This is a genomic window from Patescibacteria group bacterium, assembly GCA_027858235.1.
GTDB lineage: Bacteria > Patescibacteriota > Patescibacteriia > Patescibacteriales > BM507 > BM507.
In genome coordinates, this window is the sequence record JAQIDC010000031.1 from 20,238 (window position 1) to 45,279 (window position 25,042).

At 33.1% G+C, this 25,042-nt stretch carries 27 protein-coding genes and 1 tRNA gene; 4 read left to right on the forward strand and 24 right to left on the reverse strand.

The window, feature by feature from the left end; all coding sequences use genetic code 11:
* Position 1: 1 nt before the first annotated feature.
* Positions 2 to 1,369: a hypothetical protein gene (locus PF572_02835; protein ID MDA3840001.1), complete on the forward strand. Its 1,368-nt coding sequence runs from the start codon at positions 2 to 4 to the stop codon at positions 1,367 to 1,369.
* A gap of 50 nt (positions 1,370 to 1,419) precedes the next feature.
* Here the strand turns inward: PF572_02835 and PF572_02840 are convergent, their stop codons facing one another.
* Both PF572_02840 and PF572_02845 read right to left on the reverse strand, forming a co-directional pair.
* Complete coding sequence (locus PF572_02840; protein MDA3840002.1) at positions 1,420 to 2,298, reverse strand: ParB/RepB/Spo0J family partition protein; 879 nt, start codon at positions 2,296 to 2,298, stop codon at positions 1,420 to 1,422.
* Between the two features lie 33 nt (positions 2,299 to 2,331).
* Positions 2,332 to 3,153 (reverse strand): ParA family protein, encoded by an 822-nt coding sequence (locus tag PF572_02845; protein MDA3840003.1) that lies wholly within the window; start codon positions 3,151 to 3,153, stop codon positions 2,332 to 2,334.
* 121 nt (positions 3,154 to 3,274) lie between these two features.
* On the opposite strand from PF572_02845, the gene PF572_02850 reads away from it, so the two are divergent.
* A tRNA-Leu gene (locus PF572_02850) sits at positions 3,275 to 3,358 on the forward strand.
* Between the two features lie 280 nt (positions 3,359 to 3,638).
* Here the strand turns inward: PF572_02850 and PF572_02855 are convergent.
* Both PF572_02855 and PF572_02860 read right to left on the reverse strand, forming a co-directional pair.
* Positions 3,639 to 5,789, reverse strand: coding sequence for a hypothetical protein (locus tag PF572_02855; GenBank protein MDA3840004.1), 2,151 nt, complete (start codon positions 5,787 to 5,789; stop codon positions 3,639 to 3,641).
* A gap of 3 nt (positions 5,790 to 5,792) precedes the next feature.
* Positions 5,793 to 6,836 (reverse strand): AI-2E family transporter, encoded by a 1,044-nt coding sequence (locus tag PF572_02860; GenBank protein ID MDA3840005.1) that lies wholly within the window; start codon positions 6,834 to 6,836, stop codon positions 5,793 to 5,795.
* Between the two features lie 223 nt (positions 6,837 to 7,059).
* Here PF572_02860 and PF572_02865 point away from each other — a divergent pair, with 223 nt between their 5' ends.
* Positions 7,060 to 7,464, forward strand: a complete 405-nt coding sequence (locus PF572_02865) for a hypothetical protein (protein MDA3840006.1) — start codon at positions 7,060 to 7,062, stop codon at positions 7,462 to 7,464.
* Positions 7,465 to 7,545: 81 nt separating this feature from the next.
* Here PF572_02865 and groL read toward each other — a convergent pair whose 3' ends face one another.
* From groL to atpA, 8 genes are all read right to left on the reverse strand, one after another.
* Positions 7,546 to 9,198 (reverse strand): chaperonin GroEL, encoded by a 1,653-nt coding sequence (gene groL, locus PF572_02870; protein MDA3840007.1) that lies wholly within the window; start codon positions 9,196 to 9,198, stop codon positions 7,546 to 7,548.
* Between the two features lie 141 nt (positions 9,199 to 9,339).
* The gene (locus PF572_02875) at positions 9,340 to 9,630 is read right to left on the reverse strand and encodes a co-chaperone GroES (protein MDA3840008.1); all 291 of its coding nucleotides are present in this window, start codon (positions 9,628 to 9,630) and stop codon (positions 9,340 to 9,342) included.
* Between the two features lie 290 nt (positions 9,631 to 9,920).
* Positions 9,921 to 11,252 carry an ArsB/NhaD family transporter gene (locus PF572_02880; protein MDA3840009.1) on the reverse strand — a complete coding sequence of 444 codons (1,332 nt, stop codon included), beginning with the start codon at positions 11,250 to 11,252 and terminating at the stop codon, positions 9,921 to 9,923.
* 79 nt (positions 11,253 to 11,331) lie between these two features.
* On the reverse strand, positions 11,332 to 11,799 hold the full coding sequence (locus PF572_02885; GenBank protein MDA3840010.1) for a CBS domain-containing protein: 468 nt from the start codon (positions 11,797 to 11,799) through the stop codon (positions 11,332 to 11,334).
* Positions 11,800 to 12,246: 447 nt separating this feature from the next.
* Complete coding sequence (atpC, locus tag PF572_02890; GenBank protein ID MDA3840011.1) at positions 12,247 to 12,675, reverse strand: ATP synthase F1 subunit epsilon; 429 nt, start codon at positions 12,673 to 12,675, stop codon at positions 12,247 to 12,249.
* A gap of 101 nt (positions 12,676 to 12,776) precedes the next feature.
* Positions 12,777 to 14,180, reverse strand: a complete 1,404-nt coding sequence (gene atpD, locus PF572_02895) for a F0F1 ATP synthase subunit beta (GenBank protein ID MDA3840012.1) — start codon at positions 14,178 to 14,180, stop codon at positions 12,777 to 12,779.
* Positions 14,181 to 14,522: 342 nt separating this feature from the next.
* On the reverse strand, positions 14,523 to 15,482 hold the full coding sequence (atpG, locus tag PF572_02900) for an ATP synthase F1 subunit gamma (GenBank protein MDA3840013.1): 960 nt from the start codon (positions 15,480 to 15,482) through the stop codon (positions 14,523 to 14,525).
* A 116-nt stretch (positions 15,483 to 15,598) separates the two neighbouring features.
* Entirely contained in the window at positions 15,599 to 17,128 is a 1,530-nt protein-coding gene (atpA, locus tag PF572_02905; GenBank protein ID MDA3840014.1) for a F0F1 ATP synthase subunit alpha, read from the reverse strand.
* A 425-nt stretch (positions 17,129 to 17,553) separates the two neighbouring features.
* Between atpA and PF572_02910 the strand changes: the two genes are divergently transcribed.
* Positions 17,554 to 17,787, forward strand: a complete 234-nt coding sequence (locus PF572_02910) for a hypothetical protein (protein MDA3840015.1) — start codon at positions 17,554 to 17,556, stop codon at positions 17,785 to 17,787.
* Positions 17,788 to 17,830: 43 nt separating this feature from the next.
* Here PF572_02910 and atpH read toward each other — a convergent pair whose 3' ends face one another.
* From atpH to PF572_02970, 12 genes are all read right to left on the reverse strand, one after another.
* Positions 17,831 to 18,232, reverse strand: coding sequence for an ATP synthase F1 subunit delta (gene atpH / locus PF572_02915; GenBank protein ID MDA3840016.1), 402 nt, complete (start codon positions 18,230 to 18,232; stop codon positions 17,831 to 17,833).
* A 126-nt stretch (positions 18,233 to 18,358) separates the two neighbouring features.
* Positions 18,359 to 18,847 (reverse strand): F0F1 ATP synthase subunit B, encoded by a 489-nt coding sequence (gene atpF, locus PF572_02920; protein MDA3840017.1) that lies wholly within the window; start codon positions 18,845 to 18,847, stop codon positions 18,359 to 18,361.
* 124 nt (positions 18,848 to 18,971) lie between these two features.
* Positions 18,972 to 19,184: an ATP synthase F0 subunit C gene (gene atpE / locus PF572_02925; protein ID MDA3840018.1), complete on the reverse strand. Its 213-nt coding sequence runs from the start codon at positions 19,182 to 19,184 to the stop codon at positions 18,972 to 18,974.
* A 72-nt stretch (positions 19,185 to 19,256) separates the two neighbouring features.
* Positions 19,257 to 20,219, reverse strand: coding sequence for a F0F1 ATP synthase subunit A (gene atpB, locus PF572_02930; GenBank protein ID MDA3840019.1), 963 nt, complete (start codon positions 20,217 to 20,219; stop codon positions 19,257 to 19,259).
* A gap of 6 nt (positions 20,220 to 20,225) precedes the next feature.
* The gene (locus PF572_02935; protein ID MDA3840020.1) at positions 20,226 to 20,534 is read right to left on the reverse strand and encodes an AtpZ/AtpI family protein; all 309 of its coding nucleotides are present in this window, start codon (positions 20,532 to 20,534) and stop codon (positions 20,226 to 20,228) included.
* Positions 20,535 to 20,731: 197 nt separating this feature from the next.
* A complete protein-coding gene (locus tag PF572_02940; protein ID MDA3840021.1) occupies positions 20,732 to 21,574 on the reverse strand; it encodes a hypothetical protein in 843 nt (280 codons plus the stop codon).
* Positions 21,501 to 21,860, reverse strand: a complete 360-nt coding sequence (locus PF572_02945; protein ID MDA3840022.1) for a hypothetical protein — start codon at positions 21,858 to 21,860, stop codon at positions 21,501 to 21,503. Before PF572_02945 ends, PF572_02940 begins: the two co-directional genes overlap by 74 nt.
* A 54-nt stretch (positions 21,861 to 21,914) precedes the next feature.
* Positions 21,915 to 22,430, reverse strand: coding sequence for a hypothetical protein (locus tag PF572_02950; protein MDA3840023.1), 516 nt, complete (start codon positions 22,428 to 22,430; stop codon positions 21,915 to 21,917).
* A gap of 90 nt (positions 22,431 to 22,520) precedes the next feature.
* Positions 22,521 to 23,363 (reverse strand): TatD family hydrolase, encoded by an 843-nt coding sequence (locus tag PF572_02955; GenBank protein ID MDA3840024.1) that lies wholly within the window; start codon positions 23,361 to 23,363, stop codon positions 22,521 to 22,523.
* A 16-nt stretch (positions 23,364 to 23,379) separates the two neighbouring features.
* Positions 23,380 to 23,553 carry a hypothetical protein gene (locus PF572_02960; protein MDA3840025.1) on the reverse strand — a complete coding sequence of 58 codons (174 nt, stop codon included), beginning with the start codon at positions 23,551 to 23,553 and terminating at the stop codon, positions 23,380 to 23,382.
* A 25-nt stretch (positions 23,554 to 23,578) separates the two neighbouring features.
* A complete protein-coding gene (locus PF572_02965; protein ID MDA3840026.1) occupies positions 23,579 to 24,214 on the reverse strand; it encodes an L-threonylcarbamoyladenylate synthase in 636 nt (211 codons plus the stop codon).
* Position 24,215: 1 nt separating this feature from the next.
* Positions 24,216 to 24,731 carry a CvpA family protein gene (locus tag PF572_02970; GenBank protein ID MDA3840027.1) on the reverse strand — a complete coding sequence of 172 codons (516 nt, stop codon included), beginning with the start codon at positions 24,729 to 24,731 and terminating at the stop codon, positions 24,216 to 24,218.
* Positions 24,732 to 25,042: the final 311 nt, after the last annotated feature.

The following is a 25,042-nucleotide window of genomic DNA, read 5'->3' on the forward strand; positions in this document are numbered from 1 at the left end:
TATGAACAGTAAAACAAGAAAATATTTATTTTTATTTTTTATTTTGGCTTTTGTCACAATAACTCCCCTTGTTAGTCTTTATGCAGCAGGATATAAATTTAGTTTTTCTGGTGACTTTCTACAAAAAACAGGAATGCTCATTATCGATTCAACGCCCAGCGGAGCGAAAATTATAATTAACGACGAACCTCAACAAAAATTTCTAAACAAACTTAGATCCAAAGCTCTCAACAGCACAAAGGATCAAAACATTTTAACGACCCCAGCCAAAATAAAAGGTCTTATTCCTGATGAATATACAGTAGAGCTCGAAAAAGATGGATATTGGTCATGGGAAAAAAAACTGGAAATAAACCCAGGCAGTTCAACATTTGCTGAAGATATTGTAATGTTCAAAAATAATCTACCTCAACCTGTAACTTCTTCTATAATAATAAATTCAAAACAATCTCTAAATAAAAAATACATAGCCTATACCACTGAAAATACATACCAAATTTTCAACGATGATAACGAAGAAGTTATTAATTATCAAAAAAATGCCTCAAGTACTAACCAACTAACAAATAGTATCATCTGGCTCGATAATAATCATATTTTATTTGATTATTTTTTATTTTCTCTTGATGACTGGAATAAACCAAAAGATTTATCTAGTTCACTCGTGAATATTAATCTTGAAAGTGTCACTTTTTCAAATAGCAGTCTAGTCTATATTCAAAACAACAATAGCCTTATTAAACTTGATTCCAAAAGCGTTGGGATAGAAACTGTTCTAAATTCTGAAAAAATATTTGACTACCTAATAAAGGATAATTTAATCTACACGATTGAAGAGTTGAATAAAAATATTTACTTGATTGTTTATGATGATAAAAAAATAATTAGGCAAATAAACTTAAATTTTGATGATAGCTATGTTTTCGTTAATACAAATAATAGTTTAATCAATATATATAGCTCAAGGTTTAAAACACTTAATTTAGTTGATCCGCTAGATTATTTTGGCCCACTCAAGGAAACAATCAACAATGTAGGAGATAGTTTTTGGGTCGACAATGAAAAACTAGTTTACTATAATGATTTCGAAATATGGATTTATGAAAAAGATAATTTCAAAAAAACTATCCTAACTAGGATTAGTGATAAGATTAATTATGTTTTATGGCATCCAAGTAATAATTATATTATTTATTCAACAGCCGAATCACTGTTCACTATTGAGCTAGACAACAGAGAAAAACACAGTACGAACCACTTGATAAAACTAAACAATATTGATTTCCTAGATATCAATAATGACGGTGACGTGCTATATTTCTATTCTGAGCTAGGCAATCAAAGGGGACTTTTTAAGTTAGCTATATAAATTTGAGTATCAAAAAAACACTTATTGCTAAGTGTTTTTTTGATGTATGATTATCGCAATTTATTCATAAATTCCTCTAGCTCATCATCGCTATAAAATTCTATAAGAATTTGTCCTCCTAAACCTTTTCTTTTAATTTCAGCCTTGGTGCCAAAATATTCTCTTATAACGAGTTCTCTGTCTTTATCTTGAAAATTAACAGGTTTTTCTTTTTTTGTACTTGGGGTTTTTGTAATTTTTGATTCAAAAGAAGTATCAGATACAGACATATTGTCATGTAGTATTTTTCTAAACAAAGCCATTTGCTGTACTTCATTTTCCATTCCAAGAATAATTTTTCCATGCCCCTCAGAAATTCTTCCTTCGCTTAAAGCATTTTGAATTTCTTCTGGCAAATTAAGAAGACGGAGTGAATTTGCAACTGAAGATCTTGACTTTGAGACTCTTCCCGCTAATTCTTCTTGTGTCAAATTAAATTCATCAACTAATTTTCTATAGGATATTGCTGTTTCTATTGGGTTCAAATCTTCTCTTTGAATATTTTCAATCAAGGCAATTTCTAATTTTTCCTGTTTGTCTGCATCCCGAATAATTACAGGGACAGTAGCTAGTCCAAGTTTTTTAGCAGACCGCCACCTTCGCTCACCAGCGATTAATTCATATCCACCTTCTTCTTTTTTGGTTACAATCAAAGGCTGAATTATACCGTATATTTTTATTGACTCAACCAACTCATCTATATGAGCATCTGAGAATCTTCTCCTGGGCTGATAAGGATTTACAGAGATATCCGCTGGACTAACTTGCATCACTGTATGTTGTTCGTCGGGGTGTGAAACGTTAACAACTGTGTCACCCGAACTTGAAGTTGTGATTTTATTTACTTTTTTTGGAATCAAGGAGTCTAGCCCCCTACCTAAACCTACCATAATATTTTTTATTAATAATTATTTATTTTCTATTTATTCACCAAAATATGATCCAGGCTCATCGAGTTTTTTACCTTCTTTTTTTATATCAAAATTTTCTATATCAATAATTTCTTGTGCAAGCATTTCGTAAGCTCGACCGCCTCGAGAGTTCGTATCGTAATGCATTATGGTCTTACCATAACTTGGAGCCTCAGCCAATCTTACACTTCTAGGAATAACTGTACTAAAGACTCTATTTGGAAAATGGTTTTTTATTTCATCCAAAACAAGACCAGAAAGTTTGTTTCGTTTATCGAACATAGTTATAACAGCGCCCATTATATTTAAATCTGGTTTTAAATTTTCTTTAACCAAGGTAATCGTTTCCAATAGTTGACCAAGTCCTTCCAGTGCATAATATTCACTTTGTATTGGAATAATGATTTCATCAGCGGCAACCAGACTGTTTATAGTCATAAGACCAAGCGACGGTGGTCCATCAATAATAATATAGTCATAATCATCCCTAATCTCCTCTAATAAAGTTTGTAGGATAAATTCTCTATCATCCATTGAAACAAGCTCGATCCCCGCCCCCGCAAGGGCAGCTGTAGCTGGTGCAACAGTGAATTTATCAATGATAGTCCTTTTTAAAACATCCCTTATATTTTTATTACCTACTAATGCTTCGTATATTCCATGATCGAGTTGTTTATGATCAATACCTATCCCAGATGTGGCATTTGCTTGTGGGTCAATATCAACGATTAAGACATGTTTTCCAAGTTGCGCTAAATAAGCCCCAACATTAACTGAGGTTGTTGTTTTGCCTACTCCTCCTTTTTGATTCACGACTGATATTATTTTTCCCATATTGTATAAATTATTACACTAATTATACAACAATAAAAATGCTTTGACAAACTCCTAAAAATTGATATAATAAAATCCGATAGCTAATAATGGCTATTTTTTATTGTAATTGGATAAATACGCCCAGGTGGTGGAACTGGTAGACACGCGAGACTCAAAATCTCGTTCTAGCAATAGAGTGAGGGTTCGATTCCCTCCCTGGGCACTATTAAAAATACTCTCCTTTTTGGAGAGTTTTTTGATAGAGTTTTGTGGAAGGATGAAAACCCTCAAGTGTGATAAATGTATGGAATTCAGAGAGCTTTGCTTGTCAGCAGAAATAACAGGAAATAATTCAAACATTTACGATTGGTTTGTTGGGGTTCACCCCGTTCGATTTTTACCCGTCCGTAGCTTTAGCGAAGGCGGGCCCTCCCTGGTCACAAACATAAAAACTCTTCTTCTTGAAGAGTTTTTATTTTGATCAATATCCATAACAATAAATTTTACTCAAACTCATTAATCTTTTGCATCAACTCAAGATTCCCAGGATTTAAGTCTTGAGTTTTTTTATAGTAGAGAAAAGCTGATTCCTTATCCCCCATCCTGTCATAAGTGATAGCAAGACTGTATAGGGCATTCGAATTATTTGAATCAAACAATAATGATTTTTGGAAATTTTCAATTGCAAGTCTATCATTATTCATATTAAAATATGCTCTTCCTAATTCAAAATAAATTTTAGAATTACTAAACTCATCTTTTTTAAGTTTTTCTAGAAGGTCTATTGCTTCCCTGTTGTTATTGTTAACTATCATAACTTTTGCGAGACCAAGGCTAGCATCGCTATAATCACTCTTCAGAGAGTGAGCAATATTAAAATATTTTAAAGCATTCTCGTTGCACCCCAGGGCACCTTCTCTTGCTTCGCAATTCACCTTGTCACCTTGAAGTAAATATAGCTTTCCAATCTCTGTGGCAAGGACAGGATTTGTAGGCTCAAGCGAGAATGCTTTTACAAGCGGTCCTATGGCAAAAACCTCCCCATTCGAAGAATAATTAGCGATGTCTCGATAAATGATACCCAATGTTTCGTATGAGATAACAGAATTAGGATTAATGGCGATAGCTTTTTCAGCCCACTTTTTCGCCTCGTCCACATCTCTCGCTATTGCTCCGTAATCTTTATTTGCATTTTTTAACTCAAGCTTTGCTCTTTCTAAATAAATTTTGGAAAGAGTAATGGGATATTCCTCAAAACTAGGATTAAAATATATTGCCTTCTGGATTGATTCTTCATTAATATTTTTTGAATAAACATCAGCAATCAAAAATTTGACGCTAAAAGCAATAATCAAAAACCACATAAAAACTGCTAAATAAAATAGTATTTGAAAAATATTATTAGTATTTCGTATAAGAAACCCACTGTTCTTGTAGTAACCTGAACTTAAAACATTATTTAAGAAAAGGGCCAGAAAAAACCAGAACAAAAGAAAACTCAAGAATGAGAAAATAGTTAAGAATGGCAAAAATACAACGAAGACAAAAGCGCCTAGACTGGAAATAAATTGATAATCATTGTCTTTCTTTTTATATAACACTGCAGATTTATATGAAATATATAGCAAGAATGCAAGAAAAAGAATAAAACTGACACTAGCCAAAAAACCGACAGTCGGTGGAAGATTGCAAACAAATGAATGAGAGTTTTTGAATCGTAGTTGCCAATTGTCTTCATAATTTAGCTCATAAGGTCTATGGAGAGATAAATAATCAGAGTAAGAACCAAGGCCCACCCCAAACAAAAAATCAGTTTTTATTGAAGATAAAACAATTTTAAAAGAAGCACTTCTATTTAAGTTTTCCTCTCCTATTTTATAAACATTTTCTGAGCCGATTGAAAGGATAATTCCAAAAAAGAAGACGATAACAATCAGCAGTGAAAATCTTTTCCTAAAAGAACTAAGAAGAATTTTTTTATCAATCAACATTCCTTGAATTAAAAAAGCAATTGCGAAAATAAAAAATAAAGGTTTATGAAAAACGATGGTTATTAAGAAAAAAAGAAGTAGAAGAAAATACTTAACAAATTTATTCTGAGACTTTGAGAAAAAATTTCCAAAGAAAAGCGGAGCAAAAAGTAATATATTTAGAGAGGCAATAATAATCAAATCTTCAGTTGTGAATTTAAAAAAATTAAAAGCCGGAATAAAGGAAGTAACTATTTTGTATACAAACAATCCTATACTCGAATAAAGAAATACTTTCAAAAACTTATCTTTTAAAGAAAACAAATCTTTTGCTCGAGCTAATAAAAGAAACAAGACGACTGAGAAAAAAATAGTTAAAAATGAGAAAAGATGATTATTGAAATCTCCAAAAAATGCTGAGAATTTATTTTGAGAAAGCATGCTAGAAAAAAAGGACAATAGGACAAATAATACTATTAATTTTTCATATGTGTAGAATTTGAAATTATCTTTCAATGGATATTTTTTAAAATAAATTAACAAAAGAGTTAATGCTGGAAAAAATAAAACTAAAACAAAAAATTTAAAGAATTCGCTTCCAAAAGAAAACAATAAAAAAAACAAGGGAATCATATATAAAACCCCCTTCTTTAAAATATTTTCAATATTTATTTTAGTGCTCATATTTTACTCACTTTTAAAAGCCTTTTTATCGATAATGTCCTTTATGAACACATTTATTGCAGTTGCGACCGGAATAGACAGAACCATCCCTATAACACCAGCCAACTTAAAGCCAATCATTAAAACAGCCAAGGTTACTATTGGATTTAGCCCAACAACTTTTTGCATAAGTTTTGGAACTATAATATTGTTTTCTACTAACTGAATAATATAATACAAGATTCCAACGAAAGCCATGAAGATAGCTCCTCCTTGGGTGAATGCAAGGAACATAGCTGGAATTGCTGCTATCATTGGTCCTAAATATGGAATAAACTCTGTTAAGCCTGCAATTATAGCCAAAACAAGGGCATACTCGACCCCCAGAATACTAAGCCCAATATAGGTTAAAGTAAAGATTAATAAAGATAGTATAATCTGACCTCGCAACCAAAGACCTATTTTCTTTTGCATTCTTGAAATAAGCTGCATCACATAAACTTGATTTTTTGCAGGCGCAATTGACCAAATAACCTTTTTGACAGCGTCTTCCTCTACGACCATATAAAAAGTAACAACTATAACCAAAAAGAAAGTAAATATACCACCAAAAACATCAATAGCGCCTGTGATGATATTTTCAGCAGCTTTCGCAAACCCAGGGAAACTATTCTTACTACTCAAAATGTTTTCAAGGGGATTTGCTCCTAAAGAATATTCTTTAAGTAAGGTAAACCCGGAGGAGAGTTTTTCAGATATTTGTGGGTAATGGGAAGTAAGTTCTGTTATTTGAGATGTAATCGGTGGAATAACGAGCAAAATAACTGAACCCACTATTCCAAACAATAAAAGATAAATAGTAATAATACCAACTCCACGTGGTATTTTTCTGTCTTGCATCCAATCAACCCAAGGGTCAAGTGCTGAAGCCAAAATCAATGATATAAACAAAACAGCCAAAATATCACGAACCACATATAAAACAAAAAACAAAAGAAGAGCAACTAAAATCTTCACGATAGTTAAAAAGGAAATATTAAAGTATTGGCTTTTCTTTTCATTTTCCATATTTATTGTTTATTTTTATATTTCAATTATACAATATTTTAAGACAATCAACAACGATTGACAAAATGATAATTTAATGATATATTATGATGTTCTTTGAAAAACTTTATTATTTAGTTTTCTTGGTCCAACAACTTTTGGACATATAAATCTATGAATTTTCATAGAAAATCTGTTATTTATATATAAAGAATATATAATTACAAAAAAAAGGAGAAACATCATGAAGAAAAACGTAAAAAGGTTAGCTTTTGCAGGATTAGTTTTACTAACTCTTTCCTTTGTTTGTTTTGCTTTCATTCTTGAACTAAATAAATTTGGAAATAATGTTGGGTTATTGGTAATAGCAGTTCTATTTGCATTATCGATTATTTTTTTCAGCATTTCAAGTAATCTTCACGGAAAGGGAAACTATCTTATTTTTAATGACCTGGAACCAGGAGTACGGCACGTACTGGTCAAACAAATTTCAGGAAAGGATGACGTAAAATTTTCCCTTATTAGTTTCCCTGAATCAAATACTCACCTAACATTCTATGATGATGAAAGATTATCATTCCTAGAAAACGGCGACGAATTTATCAGGCCACTAGATAAAAAAAACATTATTTGCAAAATTGCTTCCTAAAAACAAAAAGGCGAGGTCTACAACAGACCCGCCTTTTTTCATATCTAAAATATATTTTCTACCTGTGGTGAGCCTGTCGAACTACATCATCCCCGGCATTCCTCCACCCATCCCCATTCCACCCGGCATTCCTCCGCCATCGTCTTTTTCTGATGGTTTATCGGCTATTACCGCTTCTGTACTCAGAAACATGATTGCAGCTGAAGCAGCATTCTCTAGGGCACTTCTAACAACTTTCGTTGGATCAACTATCCCCGCTTCTAATAAATTCTCAAATTTATCCAGTGCAGCGTTGTAGCCAATACCAACTTTTCCATCTTTATGTTCACGCATTATATTATAGAGAACCAATGAACCATCTTTCCCAGCATTGGCAGCGATTTGTTTAAGTGGTTCAATTATTGCATTATCAACAATTCTAGCTCCAATTGATTTTTCTTTTGTGCCAGTTAGCCCTTCAAATGCATTTCCAGCTAAGCAAAGTGCCATGCCTCCTCCAGGAACAACACCCTCTTCAACTGCCGCTCTTGTAGCATGCAAGGCATCGTCAATTCTATCTTTTTTCTCTTTCATCTCAGCTTCAGTGGCAGCTCCTACTTTTATAACAGCAACTCCTCCTGACAATTTAGCCAATCTTTCTTTTAATTTTTCTCTATCATAATCGGAGTCAGCAACTTCAATTTCAGCTTTGATTTGTTCAACTCTTTTTTTAATATCCTTTTCTTCACCTTTTCCTTCAACAATGGTTGTCTCATCTTTTGTAGCAATAACTTTTCTGGCTTGTCCTAAGTCGTCAAAATCAGCTGTTTCAAGTTTTAAGCCAAGTTCTTCAACGATTACTCTAGCTCCCGTAACTATAGCTAGATCTTCTAACATATCTTTTTTTCTGTCACCAAAGCCTGGAGATTTAATACCAAGAACATTAAATGTTCCTCTTAGTTTATTTAAAACAAAAGTTGTTAATGCCTCACCATCTATTTCCTCAGCGATTATAACTAGATCCTTCTTTCCGGCTTGAGCCATTTTTTCAAGAAGAGGTAAAACTTGTTGAACTGATGATATCTTTTGGTCAGTTAATAATATAAATGGATCTGTAAATTCTGAAACCATTTTTTCAGGATTTGTAACCATATATGGTGAAATATATCCTTTGTCAAGTTGCATTCCTTCTACCACTTCTTTTTCAACTCCGAAAGATTGACCCTCTTCAACCGTGATAACACCATCTTTCCCTACAGAATCCATGGCTTCAGCAATTATCTTTCCAATCTCTTTGTCATTGGCTGAAATTGAACCAACTTGAGCTATTTCCTCTTTTGTTGAAATACTTTTACTTACTTTTTTCAGTTCAGCGACCATCCTGGAAACTTTTTCCTCTATTCCTTTTCTAATTTCTATTGGATCTACTCCGGATGATACCATTTTAAGTCCTTCACTTATCATTGCTTGAGCTAGAACTGTTGCGGTGGTTGTTCCATCCCCGGCTGTATCATTCGTTTTTGAAGCAACTTCCTTTACCATCTCTGCTCCAATATTTTCAATTTTATCTTCCAATTCAACTTCACGAGCAACAGATACTCCGTCTTTAGTAATAATTGGGGAACCAAAACCTTTGTCTATGACAACGTTCCTTCCTTTCGGTCCAAGTGTTACCTTTACTGTATTTGCAAGCTTGTCGACACCTGCTTTTAATTTAGAACGAGCTTCTTCATTAAATAATATTTGTTTTGACATAAAAGTATTAAATTCTAAATTATAATTTCTAAATTCTAAATAAATTCAAATTTTTAAAATATTAAATTCAAAAGTTTTTAATTTTTGAATTTTGAGTTTAAGACTTGTTTAGAATTTAGTATTTAGTGCTTAGAGTTTTTGTTAATTTATTATTGCGACGATATCGTTTTCTTTAATTACCAAATATTCTTCTCCTTCTACTGTAATTTCATCTGGAGAATATTTTTTGAAAACAACGTTGTCTCCTACTTTAACGCTCATTTTCTTTTTTTGACCATTCTCAAAAAAAAGACCATCCCCTACAGCTAGTACTTTGCCGTGAACTGGTTTTTCCTGCTCAGCGTTTCCTGGTAAAACTATACCGGATTTAGTCATTTCTTCTTGTGCATCTGGCTTAACAATAACATTGTCATGTAGCGGTTTCAAGTTCATAGGTATAACACAAATGCTTTAACATTTGATAATTAATTAATAATAATTTTAGCACTCTCTAGCTTCAAGTGCTAACTCTATAGTATTTTATCACTTTCTATCTTTGTGTCAAGAAAAAAAATTACTAAATATATAAAATAAAGTCGTACATACCTGCCCAAAATGCCATGAACGAATTGTATTAAATCAAAATTTTTATAAAGATAATTTCTCTTTATAAAGAAGCTGAATAAAAATAGAGGCAGGCGGGTGTACGACTTTATTTTATATATATTTTTTTGAATTATATACTACAAATATCTCATCCAAACATAGACAGTAGATATTAATATTGAAATAAACATTATAAGTAGCCCCATTTTCATAAAGTCCATGAAACCAATTTTGTATCCTGACTTTTCAGCCATTCCGGCTACCACCAGATTGGCGCTAGCTCCAACCAAAGTTCCATTTCCACCAAGGCAAGCACCAAGTGCTAGAGACCACCAAATAGTATTGATTTGTGCTGTCTCAGTAAAGGTAGTAACATGCATTTCTTGAACTAGCGGAATCATTGTTGCAACGAATGGAATATTATCAACAAAAGCTGAGAATATTGCCCCTCCCCACAACATTGCCATAGCGGTTATAGCCAGACTTCCATTGGTTACTTCGATTAGCTTATCAGCAGCCCATCCAATAACGCCGACATGTTCAAGTCCACCAATTATTACAAAAAGTCCTATAAAGAAAAATATTGTTATCCATTCTACTTCATGCAAGGCTTTTTCTGGGTTTTTATTGTCTAGAAGCAAGAGCAAGCCTGCGCCCATAATAGCAATTGTAGCCCCTTCCATATGTAACCATCCGTGTAGAAAGAAACCAATCACCACTAAAGCTAAAACGAATAATGATTTTTTAAGTAAAACTACATCTTGGATACCATCTCTTTCATTTAATTTCATAATCTTGTCCATATTCTCTTGGCTGGTTTGTATTTGTTTCTTATAGAAAAATTTTATTACGGGGATCATAACTATAAAAATAATTATAGAAACGGGGGCTAGATTTAAAGCAAAATCAAGAAATGATAGATTTGCAGCAGAACCAATCAAAATATTTGGTGGGTCGCCAATAAGCGTTGCGGTCCCTCCGATATTACTCATAAATATTTCTACAAACAGAAAAGGAATTGGGTTTACTCTAAGATGGTCAGCAATAACCAATGTCATTGGAACCATTAACATAACTGTTGTTACATTATCAAGAAGAGCAGAAAAAACAGCTGTTATTATTGCAAACATTAACATTATCTTCCAAGGGTTTCCTTTAGCTAATTTTGCTGATTTAATTGCAACATATTGAAAAAGGCCTGTATCTTTCGTAATCCCAACAATAATCATCATTCCGATAAGCAAGCCGATTGTATTAAAATCAACTGCTCCAATAGCGGAGTCCTGACTATAAAAATCCATAAATATTCCAACAATTATCATCAGAGCTCCTCCAAAAATTGCAACAATTGTTCTATGAATTTTTTCTGAAATTATAGCACCATAACTGGCTAAAAATATTAGTAAAGCAGCTGTAACTGCTCCACTGGTTATATGACTTGCGGCGACGCCGACTAATTCTTCATGCATACTAATTATCCAAAAAAAATAAAAAACTAAACTTTAGTTTCTTATTTAAATGTTTATTATTTTTATATTAAAAAAATTATTATTTATTACCACCGTTCCTTGCATCAATCTGATCTTTTTCAAACAATGCGTTGTATAAAGCATTTTTTATACATGTCCTTGTTATTACACCAACCATAGCGCCATCATCGCTAATAACTGGAAGGATTCTTCTTGTCCCTTTAGTGGCATATGAAGCTGCCTCAATCATAGCGTCATTTATGCTCAAAGCATGAAAATCTTTGTGCATTATAGCTTCAATCTTATTGTCTTTCATTTTCTCGGCGTATTTGTTGAATGTTCCCTCTGCTCCAAAATTTGAAAAAATTGGATCATCTTGCAAATACGGAGGAACCACTTCTTTTACTAAAGTGTACGAAGACAATGTTCCTATTGGATGATTATTTTCATCGATAACGATGAGACTGTTTGTTTTTTTCTCAACCATTAATTTTACTGCTTCAAGAATTGTCATATCCTTTTTAGCTGTGCAATATTCGGTTATCATGTAATCCTTTACCCACATAATTTGTTAAAATAAATTATTTAATCTATGTCAATTGTAATACTATTTAATACTTTGTCAATACAAAAAAAAGTTACCTTAAAAGAAAGGTAACAATTAAAGAAAGGATTTAAAAAAAATCATGGTGAATCTTCGTAAGTTTTTTCTTTCACAACTTTGAAGTGAACGTATAGTGAGATAGTTGTGCTTAAAACGTAAATAAGGAAAAGAAGAGCGGGACTACAGGTAAACTGTAATGAAAAAAGAATTGTAATCAATAACGGAATACCTAGCGAAATATAAAATACAAACATTTTGTCTCCTTTCTTTTATTATGATTTAATGAGCTGTTAATAATTATATTTTATCAAAATTTCATTATTTTGTAAATAAAAATAACCAATCTTTAAATCGGTTATTTTTGTATATAGACTGAATTTTAAATATATATTAGTTTCCTTTTAATTTTCTCCATCTCTTGGCTGCTTTCGATCTTGCTAATTCTTTTGCCATCTTAGCATTAATACTTGCAAATCTCTCTCTGTCAAAAGACCTAATATCTTTTTTGGCCTCTTCGGCTCTCGTTCTTGCTTCTTCAATTCTTGTTTCATCTAGTTCTTCAGCTCGTTCTGCTGTGTCAGCCAAAATAACAACTTTATCTGAAAGGACCTCAATAAAACCACCGGAAACACTCATTACACTATTTTCCCCTTTTTCATTCTTTGTTTCAATAACACCAGCCTGTAGTGACGCTACTATTGGAATATGGCCAGGTAGAACTGTTATCTCTCCTGCTTTTGTCGGTGCAACAATTTGCTGGACCATTTCCTGCATGACCATTCTTTCTGGGGTTACTATTTCAAATTTTATTAATTTCATAAGTTTTAGAATTATGAATCAAGAATTATGAATTATGAATTATTTTATTAACAAGAAAACAATTTTTCTTGTTTGTGATTCATTATTCATGCTTCATGATTCTATTTCGAAGAAATATCCTCAATTCCACCTTTCATATAAAAATCATCTTCACCCTTATCGTCATGTTTACCATCAAGAATTTCTTTAAATCCTTTTACAGTATCTTCAATTTTTACGTATTGTCCAGGTGTTCCCGTGAAAGCCTGAGCAACTTCAAACGGTTGAGACAAAAATCTTTGTACCTTACGAGCTCTTGTTACTGTTTGCTTGTCTTCATCTGATAATTCTTCCATTCCTAGAATTGCAATAATATCTTGTAAATCTTTATATCTTTGCAAAACTTGTTGAACTCCACGAGCAACTGCATAATGTTCTTCTCCAACAACTTTTGGATCAAGTACTGTAGAAGTTGAATCAAGTGGATCAACCGCTGGGTAGATACCAATCTCTGACAAACTTCTAGCTAGTACCACAGTTGAATCAAGGTGACCAAAAGTAGTAGCTGGAGCAGGATCAGTCAAATCATCAGCTGGTACGTATACAGCTTGAACTGAAGTGATAGAACCTTTATTTGTCGAGGTAATTCTTTCTTGTAATTCTCCCATTTCTGTTGCAAGCGTTGGTTGATACCCAACAGCAGAAGGCATACGTCCAAGAAGTGTTGATACTTCTGAACCAGCTTGTGTAAATCTAAAAATATTATCAACGAAAAATAGCACATCTTGACCTTGTTCATCACGGAAATATTCAGCCATAGATAAACCAGACAAAGCTACTCTAGCACGAGCCCCTGGTGGTTCATTCATTTGACCAAAAACCATTGCAACTTTGTCCAAAACACCAGTATCTTTCATTTCATGAAAAAGATCGTTACCTTCACGAGTTCTTTCTCCAACACCAGCAAATACAGAATATCCACCGTGTCCTTTAGCAATATTATTGATAAGCTCTTGAATTATAACAGTTTTTCCAACACCAGCACCACCAAACAATCCAACCTTACCACCTTTGGCAATTGGACAAATTAAATCAATAACTTTAATCCCTGTTTCAAGAAGTTCTACTTTCGTTGATTGATCAACAAAGGCTGGAGCAGGTCTATGAATTTGATATTTCATATCAGTTTTTGGAGTTTCTTTTCCATCTACAGCGTTTCCTAAAACATCAAAAATTCTACCAAGAGTTTCATCACCAACAGGAACAGAAATTCCAGTACCAGTATTGACTACTTCGTCTCCTCTTTTCAATCCATCAGTTGAACTCATAGCAACGGCTCTAACTACATTTGAACCTCTATGTTGCTGAGTTTCTAGCACTAATGTTTTTCCTTGAACTTGAACCTCAAGAGCATCGTAAATTTCCGGCATATCTTCGTCGAATTGGACATCAACAACAGCACCGATAACTTGTTTAATTTTACCCTTCGCGTTAGCGACTGAGGGTTTTCCTAATTTTTCTGACATATTATTTATATTTTTTATAATCAATCTAATTTTAATGACTCAATTATTCATTCTTCAATAATTAAATCTTTAAAACTAGAGATTTACCGAGTGAAATCATTTTTCTATTTCACATAGTCGACAATTATTTATTGTTATGTTAATTATTGATAATCGTTTTGTTCATTCTAATCCATGGGATAATTTATGTTGATATTCATTGGAACTATTGCAATATTCGCAATTGGATGGATTTGCTATTCACTGCATATTTTTTGCGAAGACTTGAAACATTATTACTAAATGTTTCCTCCATAATCGCCACCAGAAACTTGGTGGCTTTTTTATTTAAAGAACATTTTTCTAACCCTGTAAAGAATTCGCTCCAGCTGATATTTCTGCTATTTCATTCGTAATCTTTTCTTGTCTTGCTTTATTGTAACTCAAAGTCAACTCATCAATCATATCTGAGGCCGCATCAGTTGCTTGGTGCATTGCGGTCATTCGAGCGGAATGTTCAGAAGCGTTTGATTCAAGTAATGCTTGAAACAACTGAACCTCGATCAATCTTGGTATCATTTCATCTAACACTTCCATAGGACTTGGTTCAAAAGTATAATCAAGCGCATACTTTTCACTACTTAAATGTTGTTCTGATTTCTCCCCAATCATTTCTTTCGTTGTTCCAACTCTCGTGTCGCTTCCTACTACACCCAAGTATTCATCCTCAGCACTAATATCAACTGGCAATAACTGTTTTACTCTTGGAATTTGTGTTGCAGCGTTTACATAATCAGTATATGCAACCATTACCTTATCATATTTGCCAGAAACATAATCATCGATGGCTAACTTTGCAATATCATAAATATCTTTTATCTCAGTGATAATATCTTCTTTTGGAAATTCTGCTACAACATCGTATCCGTAATATTTATTGGCTCCGATTCCCTTTTTACCAATTGTAACAAACTCAACTGCTTTACCATCCCAATGATGTTTTTTAATTGATTCGTGAGCCTTTGTTATAATATTTGTATTAAAACCAGCACAAAGACCTCTATTTGATGTTACAAGAATCATGCCTACTTTTTTAATTTCATCTCTCTTGGCAAGCATCTTATGAGCAGCAGCACTACCATTGGCAGCTTTTGAAATATGCAAAACAGTCTCCCAACTCAAGTTGGCATAAGTTCTAGTTTTCAATACTGATTCAATAGCCTTTCTCATCTTTGCAGCCGCAACCATTTCCATTGCCTTTGTGACTTTTTTGGTATTCTTAACTGATTTTATTCTACGTTGTATGTCTTTTATGGAAGCCATAAATTAATAAACTCTAAATTCTAATATCTAAATTCTAAACTGTTTTGGATTTTTTATTTGGAAATTTGAATTTGTTTAGTATTTGATGCTTAGGATTTAGGATTTAATTACTACTATTACTCTTTTTTAATTAAATAATCCAGGGTGTCTTTAAAATCATTAACAGCTTTTTCTAAACTAGCGTTAATTTCATCTGAAAGTTCACCTTTCTCTGCAATCTTTTTATAAACATCAGAATTATTCTCAACATATTTATACATTCCCGCTTCAAACTCTAATATTTTTTCAACTGGAACATTGTCCAGTAAACCATTGATTGCTGCGTAGAAAATAGAAACTTGTTTTTCCATTTCAATCGGAGCATATTGACCTTGTTTAAATATTTCAATAATTCTTTCACCTCTATTTAGTTTTGCTTTAGTTTCAGCATCGAGATCTGAACCAAAAGCAGCAAAAGCAGCGAGCTCTCTATATTGAGCAGCTTCCAAACGCATCTTTCCAGCAACTTTTTTCATAGCCTTGGTCTGCGCCGCTGATCCTACACGTGAAACTGAAAGTCCAGCATTTACAGCTGGTCTATTTCCTTGATTAAATAAATCTGTTTCTAAATATATTTGACCATCAGTAATAGAAATAACATTTGTAGGAATATAAGCGGAAACATCACCGGCCTGTGTTTCAATAATTGGAAGAGCCGTAATAGAACCTCCTCCAAAATCATCGTTTAGTTTACATGATCTCTCAAGAAGTCTTGAATGAAGGTAAAAAACATCACCTGGATAAGCCTCACGTCCCGGAGGTCTTTTGAGTAGTAGAGAAATTTCTCTGTACGCTACAGCATGTTTTGATAAATCATCATAAATAACCAATGCGTCTTCACCCTTATCAAGAAAATATTCGGCAATTGCTGTTCCTGAATAAGGGGCAATATATGAAAGCGAAGCAGGATCAGAAGCACCAGCCAAAACTACAGTAGTATAGGCCATTGCTCCATTTTCTTCTAACTTTGCTACAATATTTGCAATTTTTGATTCTTTTTGTCCAATAGCAACATAAACGCATTTCATGTTTTGACCTTTTTGATTGATAATTGTATCAACCGCAATGGCTGTTTTACCAATCTGTCTATCACCAATAATAAGCTCACGTTGACCACGTCCAACTGGAATCATTGAGTCGATTGCTTTTATTCCGGTTTGCACAGGTTCAAATACAGATTTACGAGTAATAACACCTGGAGCAATTTTTTCTATTGGATAAAACTTCGCTTCATTAATTTCTCCCTTGCCATCAATCGGTTGACCAAGAGCATTAACGACTCTCCCAACAAGAGCTTCACCTACGGGAACTTCTAAAATTCTTTTAAGAGCCTTAACTTCATCTCCTTCTTTAATCCCAGAATATTCACCAAGTAAAATAACTCCGACTGAATCTTCTTCCAAATTCAAAACCACACCATTAATAAGACCATCTTTAGTGCTAAATTCAAGCATCTCCGACATCATAACATCAGAAAGACCTGTGACACGAGCAATTCCATCACCAATTTCCGCCACACGACCAACTGTTTGTTCTTGGCTTTCAGCCTTGAAATCAGAAATTTGTTTTTTTAACTGCTCAACAATAAAATCTTTAGTTTTACTCATATATTTTATAAATTGTTATATTATTAAATGGTTAAATTGTTCCTCATTGTCATTCCGGGCTTGACCCGGAATCCAGAAAAAGAGATAGCAATTTAACAATTCAACAAGCTAGTTTTACTCATATATATTGACTTATGTAATTATTTAAATTAATTGTTCTTTAACATTTACTAGCGGAGGTGAAAATCATAAATCAAATGTCTATGACCCACTTGGACAAAGACCAGATGTACCATGTATACAATGTGCAGCAGAGAAACGACTTCATCTTCTTGATCTTCTCACAAGAGAACTTAACAATGACCAAGTAAGAATAGTCTGTGAATTCAGTTCTCTCTCAAACATTGTAATAAAATAAATTTCAATTTATCTTATTCAACCAATCACCCTTTTAGACGAGGAGAAATTCAATGTAAGAATCATGCATGGACCACAAAGCAAATCCTTATATTGAAAACCCTGCAAAACCATCAGAAGATTGTCATGAATGTTCCCACCTACTGGCTATGAAACTTATGCAAGATCTAAAACACTTTACTCCACCAGAGCACAGAGAAACCCTTGCTCAAATTTTTAGCCTTCATTGCCAAACTAGACATCTTCTGTTGCAAGAGAAGGACATGGCAATACAGCTTTATAACTTATCGGCAACTAGGTAAAATTTTACCTATCTCACAAAAGGTATCGTTACGGTACCTTTTTTTATTTTTCCAAAGAACGTCCTAAACTCTCTATCCTGCCCCTTAAGCTATTATCAACTATTTTATCTCCGTACTTCAAAACAACTCCACCCAGGATACTCTTATCAACTGTTTCCTTTAAATGAACATCGGTTGCTTTCGTTGCTTTTTTAATATATTCAATAATTGATTTTTTACTTATTCCATCCAAATCTCTTGCCAATGTCACAGTCGCTTCAACAATCCCATTTTCTTTATTCCAAATAGCAGAAAATTCTTTCAAAATGCTATCCAATTTAGACATAGCATTGTTTTTTCTAAGCATATCAGAAAATCCAACAAGAAGAACAGAGATTTCTTTTTCTGTTTTTCCTTCCACTAGGTCATATAATGCAATTGCATATTGTTTTGGACTTATTTTCATATTTTTTGAATTCCCCTCTTGAGAGGGGTGGCAGCTTTGCTGACGGGGAGTGTTAAACATTATTTATCTCACCAATTATTACACACCTCCCCCTGACGGGTACTCCTCTCGAGAGGAGAATATTATTTATTCTACTATCTTCTTAATTAATTCTTTATCAGTTTTATCATCTAAATTTTTATCTAAAACTTTTTCAAGAGATGAAACCACCATTTCAGCAACTTCTTTTTTTAATTCTTTCAAAACTTCTGCTTTTTCTGTTTGCATTTTGGCTTTTTCTTCATTAATAACAGCACCAATTTCCAATTTTGCTTTCTTAAGCATCTCTTCTTTTCTTTCTTCGGCCTGAGCATTAGTTTTTTCCATAATCAGATTTGCCTCTTTCTTTGCATTGCTCATAGCTTCTTTGTAGTCTGCGTTAGTTTTTTGTAATTTCTCTTCAATACTTTTTGCCTCCTCAATGCTCTTTTCAATTTTCTTACTTCTTTCGTCCATCACTTTCATCAAAGGCTTTAGAGCAAAAAAATATAGGACAGAAATTACAATAGCAAAATTAATCATTTGTGCCACCAAAAGTCTTAAGTCAATGTGAAATGTTTCTATTAATGAATCCATATGTTTTGAATTTCGAATGAAGAATTTTGAATTTCGAATTAAATTGAAAAATTATTCTTAATCCTATTTTTAATAATCTTACTCCTGCCCCCTTTTAAACAAAAAGGAACAGTTAGCAATATTATTAGCTAATACTGAAGGCGATAACTAGAGCGTAAATAGCAATAGCTTCTGCAAAGGCCGCAGCCAAAAGCATTGGAACCAAAATCTTTCCTGAAGCTTCAGGATTTCTTCCAATAGCCTCAACAGCTTTACCACCAATAAAACCAATACCTAAACCAGGTCCAATTGCGCCTAGTCCAATAGCTAGGGCTTTTGCTAACATAATGTTTTCCATATTTTTTATTATTTATATATTAATTAAATACTTTATTATTTGTTACATGTTTCGTGTTACACGCTGTGTGGTCTAGTGTTCTTCAGCACTAGTACTCATTGATAAATATGACAATATTAGTATTGAGAAAATTAGAGCCTGAATCAATCCTACCAAAACTTCCATAAACATAAAAGGAATTGGAAGACCGAAAGCAAGAATTGCTGACATCGATGCGAGCAATACCTCTCCTGCAAAAATATTTCCAAAAAGCCTAAAAGTCAAACTAGCAACCTTTGCTGCCTCACCAATGATTTCAATCAATCCAACAAAAGCCTTAATTGGGTTAACAATCAAAACTGTCCAATCTTCTTTTACTTTTTTAGGTATTTCTAAAAATGTTTTTATATTTATGAATTTATTAAAATGTGCCCACAAACCTAATGTTAAAACTCCAAAAATATGACTAGCAACAACACCAATCAGAGCCAGAGCTAGAGTTGTATTTATATCGGCAGTAGCTCCACGCAAATAAGGTATAAACATGTTGTGACCATCATGAACTTGAACTTGACCAATAGACCCTGCGCCAGGAAGTAAACCCATCCAGTTTGAAAGAAGTATTAAAATAAAGAATGAAAATACCAATGGGAAGAACTTCAAAGACATCTTTCGGCTACCTGTGACTGAATCAAAAATTCCTAAGAATCCTTCAATAACCATTTCAAACATATTTTGGATACCTTTCGGCACCATGTTTACTTTCCTTCTAATAGCCAATGAAAAAACAATTATAATTAAGATAACAACCCAAGAGTTAATAAGAGAATTTGTTATTGGAAAACCTCCTATGCTTCCAATAGGCTCTGCGAACAAAGTGTTCTCATGAACTAACTCATAACTTCCTTCTTCTGCGTGTTCATCAACAAGATGCTCTGCTGCTTCATTCTGAGCTGCAGCCGCTGCAAACATTGCTTGATGCTCAGCATGCATCTCATCAGAATGACTATCAATCTTCTCGTGAGTCTCTGTATTGTTAATTTCTAAATTATCCATATTTAATTATTTTTTACTTTTCTCTTCATTTTTTTCAATCTTAGTATATTCCTGCAAAACCATTTTTATTATTACAAACATTGAAAAGAAAAATGATAAACCCATTATTCCCAAAAATCCCCATGGCTCAGTCCCGTATGTCTTATCAACCCACTTTCCGACAAAAACTGCAACTATTACTGGGGTCACTATCCAAACAGACATTCGTAAAAAAAGAGTCATGGCAGGTTGCCACCACGCTTTTGTGTCTTGCGTATTCTGGTCTAGATCAGCTTTTCTGACTTCAACATCCACTTTACCTGTATCTTTTTCCATTTTACAAAATAAATATCAAGGTCCGGGAAGATCCTTGATAGTAAAGCTTTCCTAAAAATTGCTTATACACAACTATATATACAATTTACCTAAAATAGCCAAAAAGTCAAGAGTTTTAATATTTTGAACGATATCTAAGTGTGTTTTCTTAATAACCCAAATAATGTGTTTTGATTTTATTAAATTATCCTAGAAATCTAATATCTATCATTAAAAGTATCTTGCATATCTTTGAGGACTTTTTCTGGATTCAAAATAGTATCTATACAGAAAGATTTAGATTCATCTGGCAAAAGCTCACAGTCCTCTAGCTTACTTTTACGCTCCATGGCAAAATATAATTCAAATATGTTTTTTGATTTATTGATCACAGCCCTGCAGTATTCCCTACCATCACTGTCTGTTGCATTGTCACATATACTAATATCGTTAAGATTAACGGCAACTTTTTTTATACAGGTATTTTGAATAAAGTTCTTAGTTATTTTTTTACATATATCAACACTGTTTTGTTTTCCTGCAAAATCATTAAAACAGCTATTCTTGTAAGATAAGTCACTTATCTTCTCACAAATATTAAAATCCTTGAAATCTTCATTATTTGATACTGAATAGTAACACCCATCAACATCCTGGGGATTTTTAATAATTTCACAAAATGAGTAGTCGGATTTTTTATTTGCAAAGGCCGTGTAGCACGAATCAGATTTGCAAAGATCTACATCATCTTTAAGAATTGCTATTTTAGTATAACACTCCTCACTAAATGTATTTCCAACGCACTTAACATTATTGCTAGTTTGTTGTTTTAGACAGTCAGATTTAAGTCTCCTGGCTTGAACGTAATCACAATATGAAAAATCTTCGAATCTTATAACAATATCTGCAAAACAAATATCCCTTTCATAAATTCTATTTACCGATGAGCAATAAGTAATAGACGGAGAATGGAGATATGCATTATATCTAACAACCTTTTGAGAGAGAGAGAGAGAGAGAGAGAGAGAGAGAGAGAGAGAGAGAGAGAGCGAAAAATTCATAAGAAGAAATAATCGAATCCATTTCTAATATTGCAACGTCAGTAGCATTACCACCTATTCCTCCCTTTATATTAACAACATCATTGCCTATTCCAAGTGCTCCTTTCGTTTCCAAATAATAATCGATTGACCCTCGATCATCATTAGACACATATTTATAAACTCTGCCTTCCTTTGTTTTAAGCTTAGTTCTTATAAAATCACTATTTCTAAATTGTTTATCTAGACTATTTAGTGTGAAACTTTCACTTCCGCCTCCTAAGACTTGAAGTGCGCCCAGTGCCAAGCTTGCATAGGGGTATATAGTAAACGATGCGACGCTTTTGTCGTTAACTAGTTTTTAAAATGAGATTGTCTCACCATCATTATTTTCATAAATCCAACCGGGCTTTAAGATTATTTTAAAATTCTTTGATACACTAGCAAATTCTCTTTCAGAATTAATATCAGAAAAATTAAAATTCAATTGACTTGCACCACTAACTAATGTTTTTTTGAAATCTTCTTCTAATTTGCCCTCACCAAGTGGATTGTACCCCTTATCTATTTCATCTTTATCGCTAAAACCATCACCATCCGTATCAGCTAGCTCAGGACTTGTTCCTAGAATAATTTCTTGATCATCATATAACCCATCACCATCAGTATCAACAAAAAGTTCTTCCCCATTGTTAACATCCGAAAGATTAAACCCACCTGGAAATGCATAACGATTAACAATGAATAGCAACAATGACAAACAAATAATTACGGAAATTACAATAACTCCACCAATTATTTTCTTTTTATTTGAAGATTGGTTTATTTCAAAATCATCATCAAACTTAAAATTTTCATTATCTAATATTGATTTCATAAATTACTTTTCTAATAATATTTTAATAATATTAGCAATTTAAGTAAACAAAAAACACCACCAAGGTGTTTACTCTAAAAAATATCAAGACTATATCTTAAATAATCTTCTAGCATTATTGGTAGATAATTCGGCTATTCTTTCGTAACTTAAATTCTTTATATCAGCTATTCTTTTAGCAACGTATGAAACCAAGACTGGTTCATTCCTTTTTCCCCTGTATGGTTCTGGTGTCATATACGGAGCATCTGTTTCTATCATAAACTTATCACTGGGCATTTTCCTGATTAAATCATCCCATTGTTTTGAAAATGTAATAAGACCAGTGAATGAAATAAAAAGGCCTAGGGAGAAATATTTCCATGCCAAATCTTCATCGCCAGAGAAACAGTGCATCACTCCCCATGGTCCAGACTCAGTAAAATCATCTTTGTACTCTTTTTTAAAATCTGTAAGAATATTTATCATGTCATCATGAGCTTGACGACAATGAATAATAGCAGGGAGTTTTATGTGACGTGACAATTTTAGCTGTTCCCAAAATACATCTTTTTGTTTCCTCTTTACTTCTTCAATGTTTTCATCTTTTGGAAGATGAAAATAATCAAGACCAATTTCACCGATTGCGACAGTTTTTTGAAACCGCGCAAGTTTCTCATAAGCATCATAATTGAATTCTTCATCCTTTGCTGAGAATTCATAATCATCTCCTTTAACATCTCCCCCGCTAACATGAGTAGGATGGAGACCAATTGCCGCATAAACTCCTTTTTCGTATTTATTAGCATATTCTAGGGCACGTTTACTAGTTCTATACTCAGAGCCAACCAATATCATCCATGTCTCATCAGAAAGAGACCGACGAATTACTTCATCGGCATCTTCCTTGAATACATTAAAATTGACATGCGTGTGCGTGTCTATTATTAACATAGATAACATGAGTTATTTAATATGTTTTTACTTCTTCAGTCTCCTCACTTGAAGCATCTTTAGAAACATCTTCTTCTGATGGAGTTTCCACCACTTCTTCTTGTGCTGCCACTTCTTCAGCTGGAGCCTCTTGCACCTCATCTTTTTTTCCTCCTCCGAATAGTTTTTTGATCATGTCTAATAAAGCCATAAATTTTTTTTATTTAATAAAATAATTATCTAATTTTTTTTATGTTTTCAATATCTCTGATATCTATAATTTCTGAAGTTTTCGTCCTAGATATTTTCCCTGCATCAACCACTAAATCCGGCAAACTTGTTTTCCTAAAATATGTTTCAATGTCATCAAGTGATGATAATGGTTTTTGGCCTGAAATATTTAAGCTGGTTGAAACTATAGGCAAATCTACTATCATTAGTATTTTACTAAGAAAATCATTTTTAGGCAAACGAAACGCAAGAGTTCCGTCTTTCAAAGCATTTTTAGGGAGCATATTCGGCCTAGCCTCAAGGATAACAGTGGTTGGTTTATTGGCATTTTTTTTGTTTATTTCTGGACCATTTGTCCTAGCGACCCAGACACTCCTCAAAAATTCATCCTGTTTCTTACTAACTTTAGCATATTTTTTAGTCATACAAAAACTTTTTGTTAATAATATATATGACTTCTGCTCGAATCTGTTTTTAATCTTTTCGATTTTTCTAATTGCTTTCTTGTCAGTTGCCAAACAGCCAAGACCATATACAGTATCAGTTGGGTAGACAATCACACTACCCTCCAAAAAAGCATTTGAAATAAATTCAATATCATTTTTAGAAATACTATCTAAATCAATTTCTTTTCTTAACATACTATATTAGTGATTTCATTACTTTGAGAGCTTCTGGCAAGAGTGGTTCAACTAATTTAGCAAAGAATAAAAGTATCGGGGTAATTTGGGAATTAACCAAAGATGCACCAAGCAAGCTATCAATGATAAAATATTTAGAACCTAAATATAGAACAAGACCAAGAATAACCCCCCCGAGGAAAAACCCAAGAATAGCACCTCCAAGTTTGTTGAATGATTTTAGGAAAGGAATAATTGTTAGCAGGTTAAATATCTTCTCCGCAACAGCAAAACCAAAACTTACTAGCTTGCTTATTAGTCCGTAGAGAATTATGAATGAGGCAATTTTACCTAAACCTTCATAAGAACCAAATAAGAAATCAAATGATTCATAAAAATCAACATAAAATCTAGAAGCCAGAAAAATTCCGACGATCATTCCAATAAAATTTCCTATCATGCGAATAAATCCAAAAAACAAACCATAGAAAACAAAGCCCGCCCAAGAAATCAATAGAATTGTATCAAATATTGACATATTTTTTAAATCGGAGGAGTTGAACTCCTCCGATTATAATAGTTTATCTTTTAGCTCCTGAGTATGTTATTGCTTGCATAATGTTCCAGTCTTCAGTTGATTCTGGAACTCTTTGGTAAATTCCTCTGAAAATATTTATTCCTGCTCGTTCAGAATCCAAGTTCCTGTTTTCTGCTTTTTGTCTTAGTCCATATGGGCATATTAGTCACAGATGTGTGCTATTTTGACTTTAAAACAAAAAACCACTTAAAATAATTTGCTCTTTTCTCAGGTTTTAGTCCGCGGTGATTTCGGTAATTTTGTTTAAGTCT

Bases quoted from the DNA above. Each gene is read 5' to 3' on its own strand.
- PF572_02935 (MDA3840020.1), bottom strand. From the start codon at position 20,534: ATGGAAAAAGATACAGGTAAAGTGGATGTTGAAGTCAGAAAAGCTGAT.
- PF572_02880 (MDA3840009.1), bottom strand. From the start codon at position 11,252: ATGCATGAAGAATTAGTCGGCGTCGCCGCAAGTCATATAACCAGTGGA.
- atpE (MDA3840018.1), bottom strand. From the start codon at position 19,184: ATGGAAAACATTATGTTAGCAAAAGCCCTAGCTATTGGACTAGGCGCA.
- atpB (MDA3840019.1), bottom strand. From the start codon at position 20,219: ATGGATAATTTAGAAATTAACAATACAGAGACTCACGAGAAGATTGAT.
- PF572_02965 (MDA3840026.1), bottom strand. From the start codon at position 24,214: ATGTTAAGAAAAGAAATTGATTTAGATAGTATTTCTAAAAATGATATT.
- atpF (MDA3840017.1), bottom strand. From the start codon at position 18,847: ATGGATTCATTAATAGAAACATTTCACATTGACTTAAGACTTTTGGTG.
- PF572_02840 (MDA3840002.1), bottom strand. From the start codon at position 2,298: ATGGTAGGTTTAGGTAGGGGGCTAGACTCCTTGATTCCAAAAAAAGTA.
- PF572_02865 (MDA3840006.1), top strand. From the start codon at position 7,060: ATGAAGAAAAACGTAAAAAGGTTAGCTTTTGCAGGATTAGTTTTACTA.
- PF572_02910 (MDA3840015.1), top strand. From the start codon at position 17,554: ATGGACCACAAAGCAAATCCTTATATTGAAAACCCTGCAAAACCATCA.
- PF572_02960 (MDA3840025.1), bottom strand. From the start codon at position 23,553: ATGGCTTTATTAGACATGATCAAAAAACTATTCGGAGGAGGAAAAAAA.
- PF572_02955 (MDA3840024.1), bottom strand. From the start codon at position 23,363: ATGTTAATAATAGACACGCACACGCATGTCAATTTTAATGTATTCAAG.
- PF572_02970 (MDA3840027.1), bottom strand. From the start codon at position 24,731: ATGTCAATATTTGATACAATTCTATTGATTTCTTGGGCGGGCTTTGTT.
- PF572_02845 (MDA3840003.1), bottom strand. From the start codon at position 3,153: ATGGGAAAAATAATATCAGTCGTGAATCAAAAAGGAGGAGTAGGCAAA.
- PF572_02875 (MDA3840008.1), bottom strand. From the start codon at position 9,630: ATGAACTTGAAACCGCTACATGACAATGTTATTGTTAAGCCAGATGCA.
- PF572_02885 (MDA3840010.1), bottom strand. From the start codon at position 11,799: ATGATAACCGAATATTGCACAGCTAAAAAGGATATGACAATTCTTGAA.
- atpD (MDA3840012.1), bottom strand. From the start codon at position 14,180: ATGTCAGAAAAATTAGGAAAACCCTCAGTCGCTAACGCGAAGGGTAAA.
- PF572_02835 (MDA3840001.1), top strand. From the start codon at position 2: ATGAACAGTAAAACAAGAAAATATTTATTTTTATTTTTTATTTTGGCT.
- atpG (MDA3840013.1), bottom strand. From the start codon at position 15,482: ATGGCTTCCATAAAAGACATACAACGTAGAATAAAATCAGTTAAGAAT.
- PF572_02950 (MDA3840023.1), bottom strand. From the start codon at position 22,430: ATGAAATCAATATTAGATAATGAAAATTTTAAGTTTGATGATGATTTT.
- PF572_02940 (MDA3840021.1), bottom strand. From the start codon at position 21,574: ATGAATTTTTCGCTCTCTCTCTCTCTCTCTCTCTCTCTCTCTCTCTCT.
- PF572_02860 (MDA3840005.1), bottom strand. From the start codon at position 6,836: ATGGAAAATGAAAAGAAAAGCCAATACTTTAATATTTCCTTTTTAACT.
- atpC (MDA3840011.1), bottom strand. From the start codon at position 12,675: ATGAAATTAATAAAATTTGAAATAGTAACCCCAGAAAGAATGGTCATG.
- groL (MDA3840007.1), bottom strand. From the start codon at position 9,198: ATGTCAAAACAAATATTATTTAATGAAGAAGCTCGTTCTAAATTAAAA.
- PF572_02855 (MDA3840004.1), bottom strand. From the start codon at position 5,789: ATGAGCACTAAAATAAATATTGAAAATATTTTAAAGAAGGGGGTTTTA.
- atpH (MDA3840016.1), bottom strand. From the start codon at position 18,232: ATGAAAATAAGTCCAAAACAATATGCAATTGCATTATATGACCTAGTG.
- atpA (MDA3840014.1), bottom strand. From the start codon at position 17,128: ATGAGTAAAACTAAAGATTTTATTGTTGAGCAGTTAAAAAAACAAATT.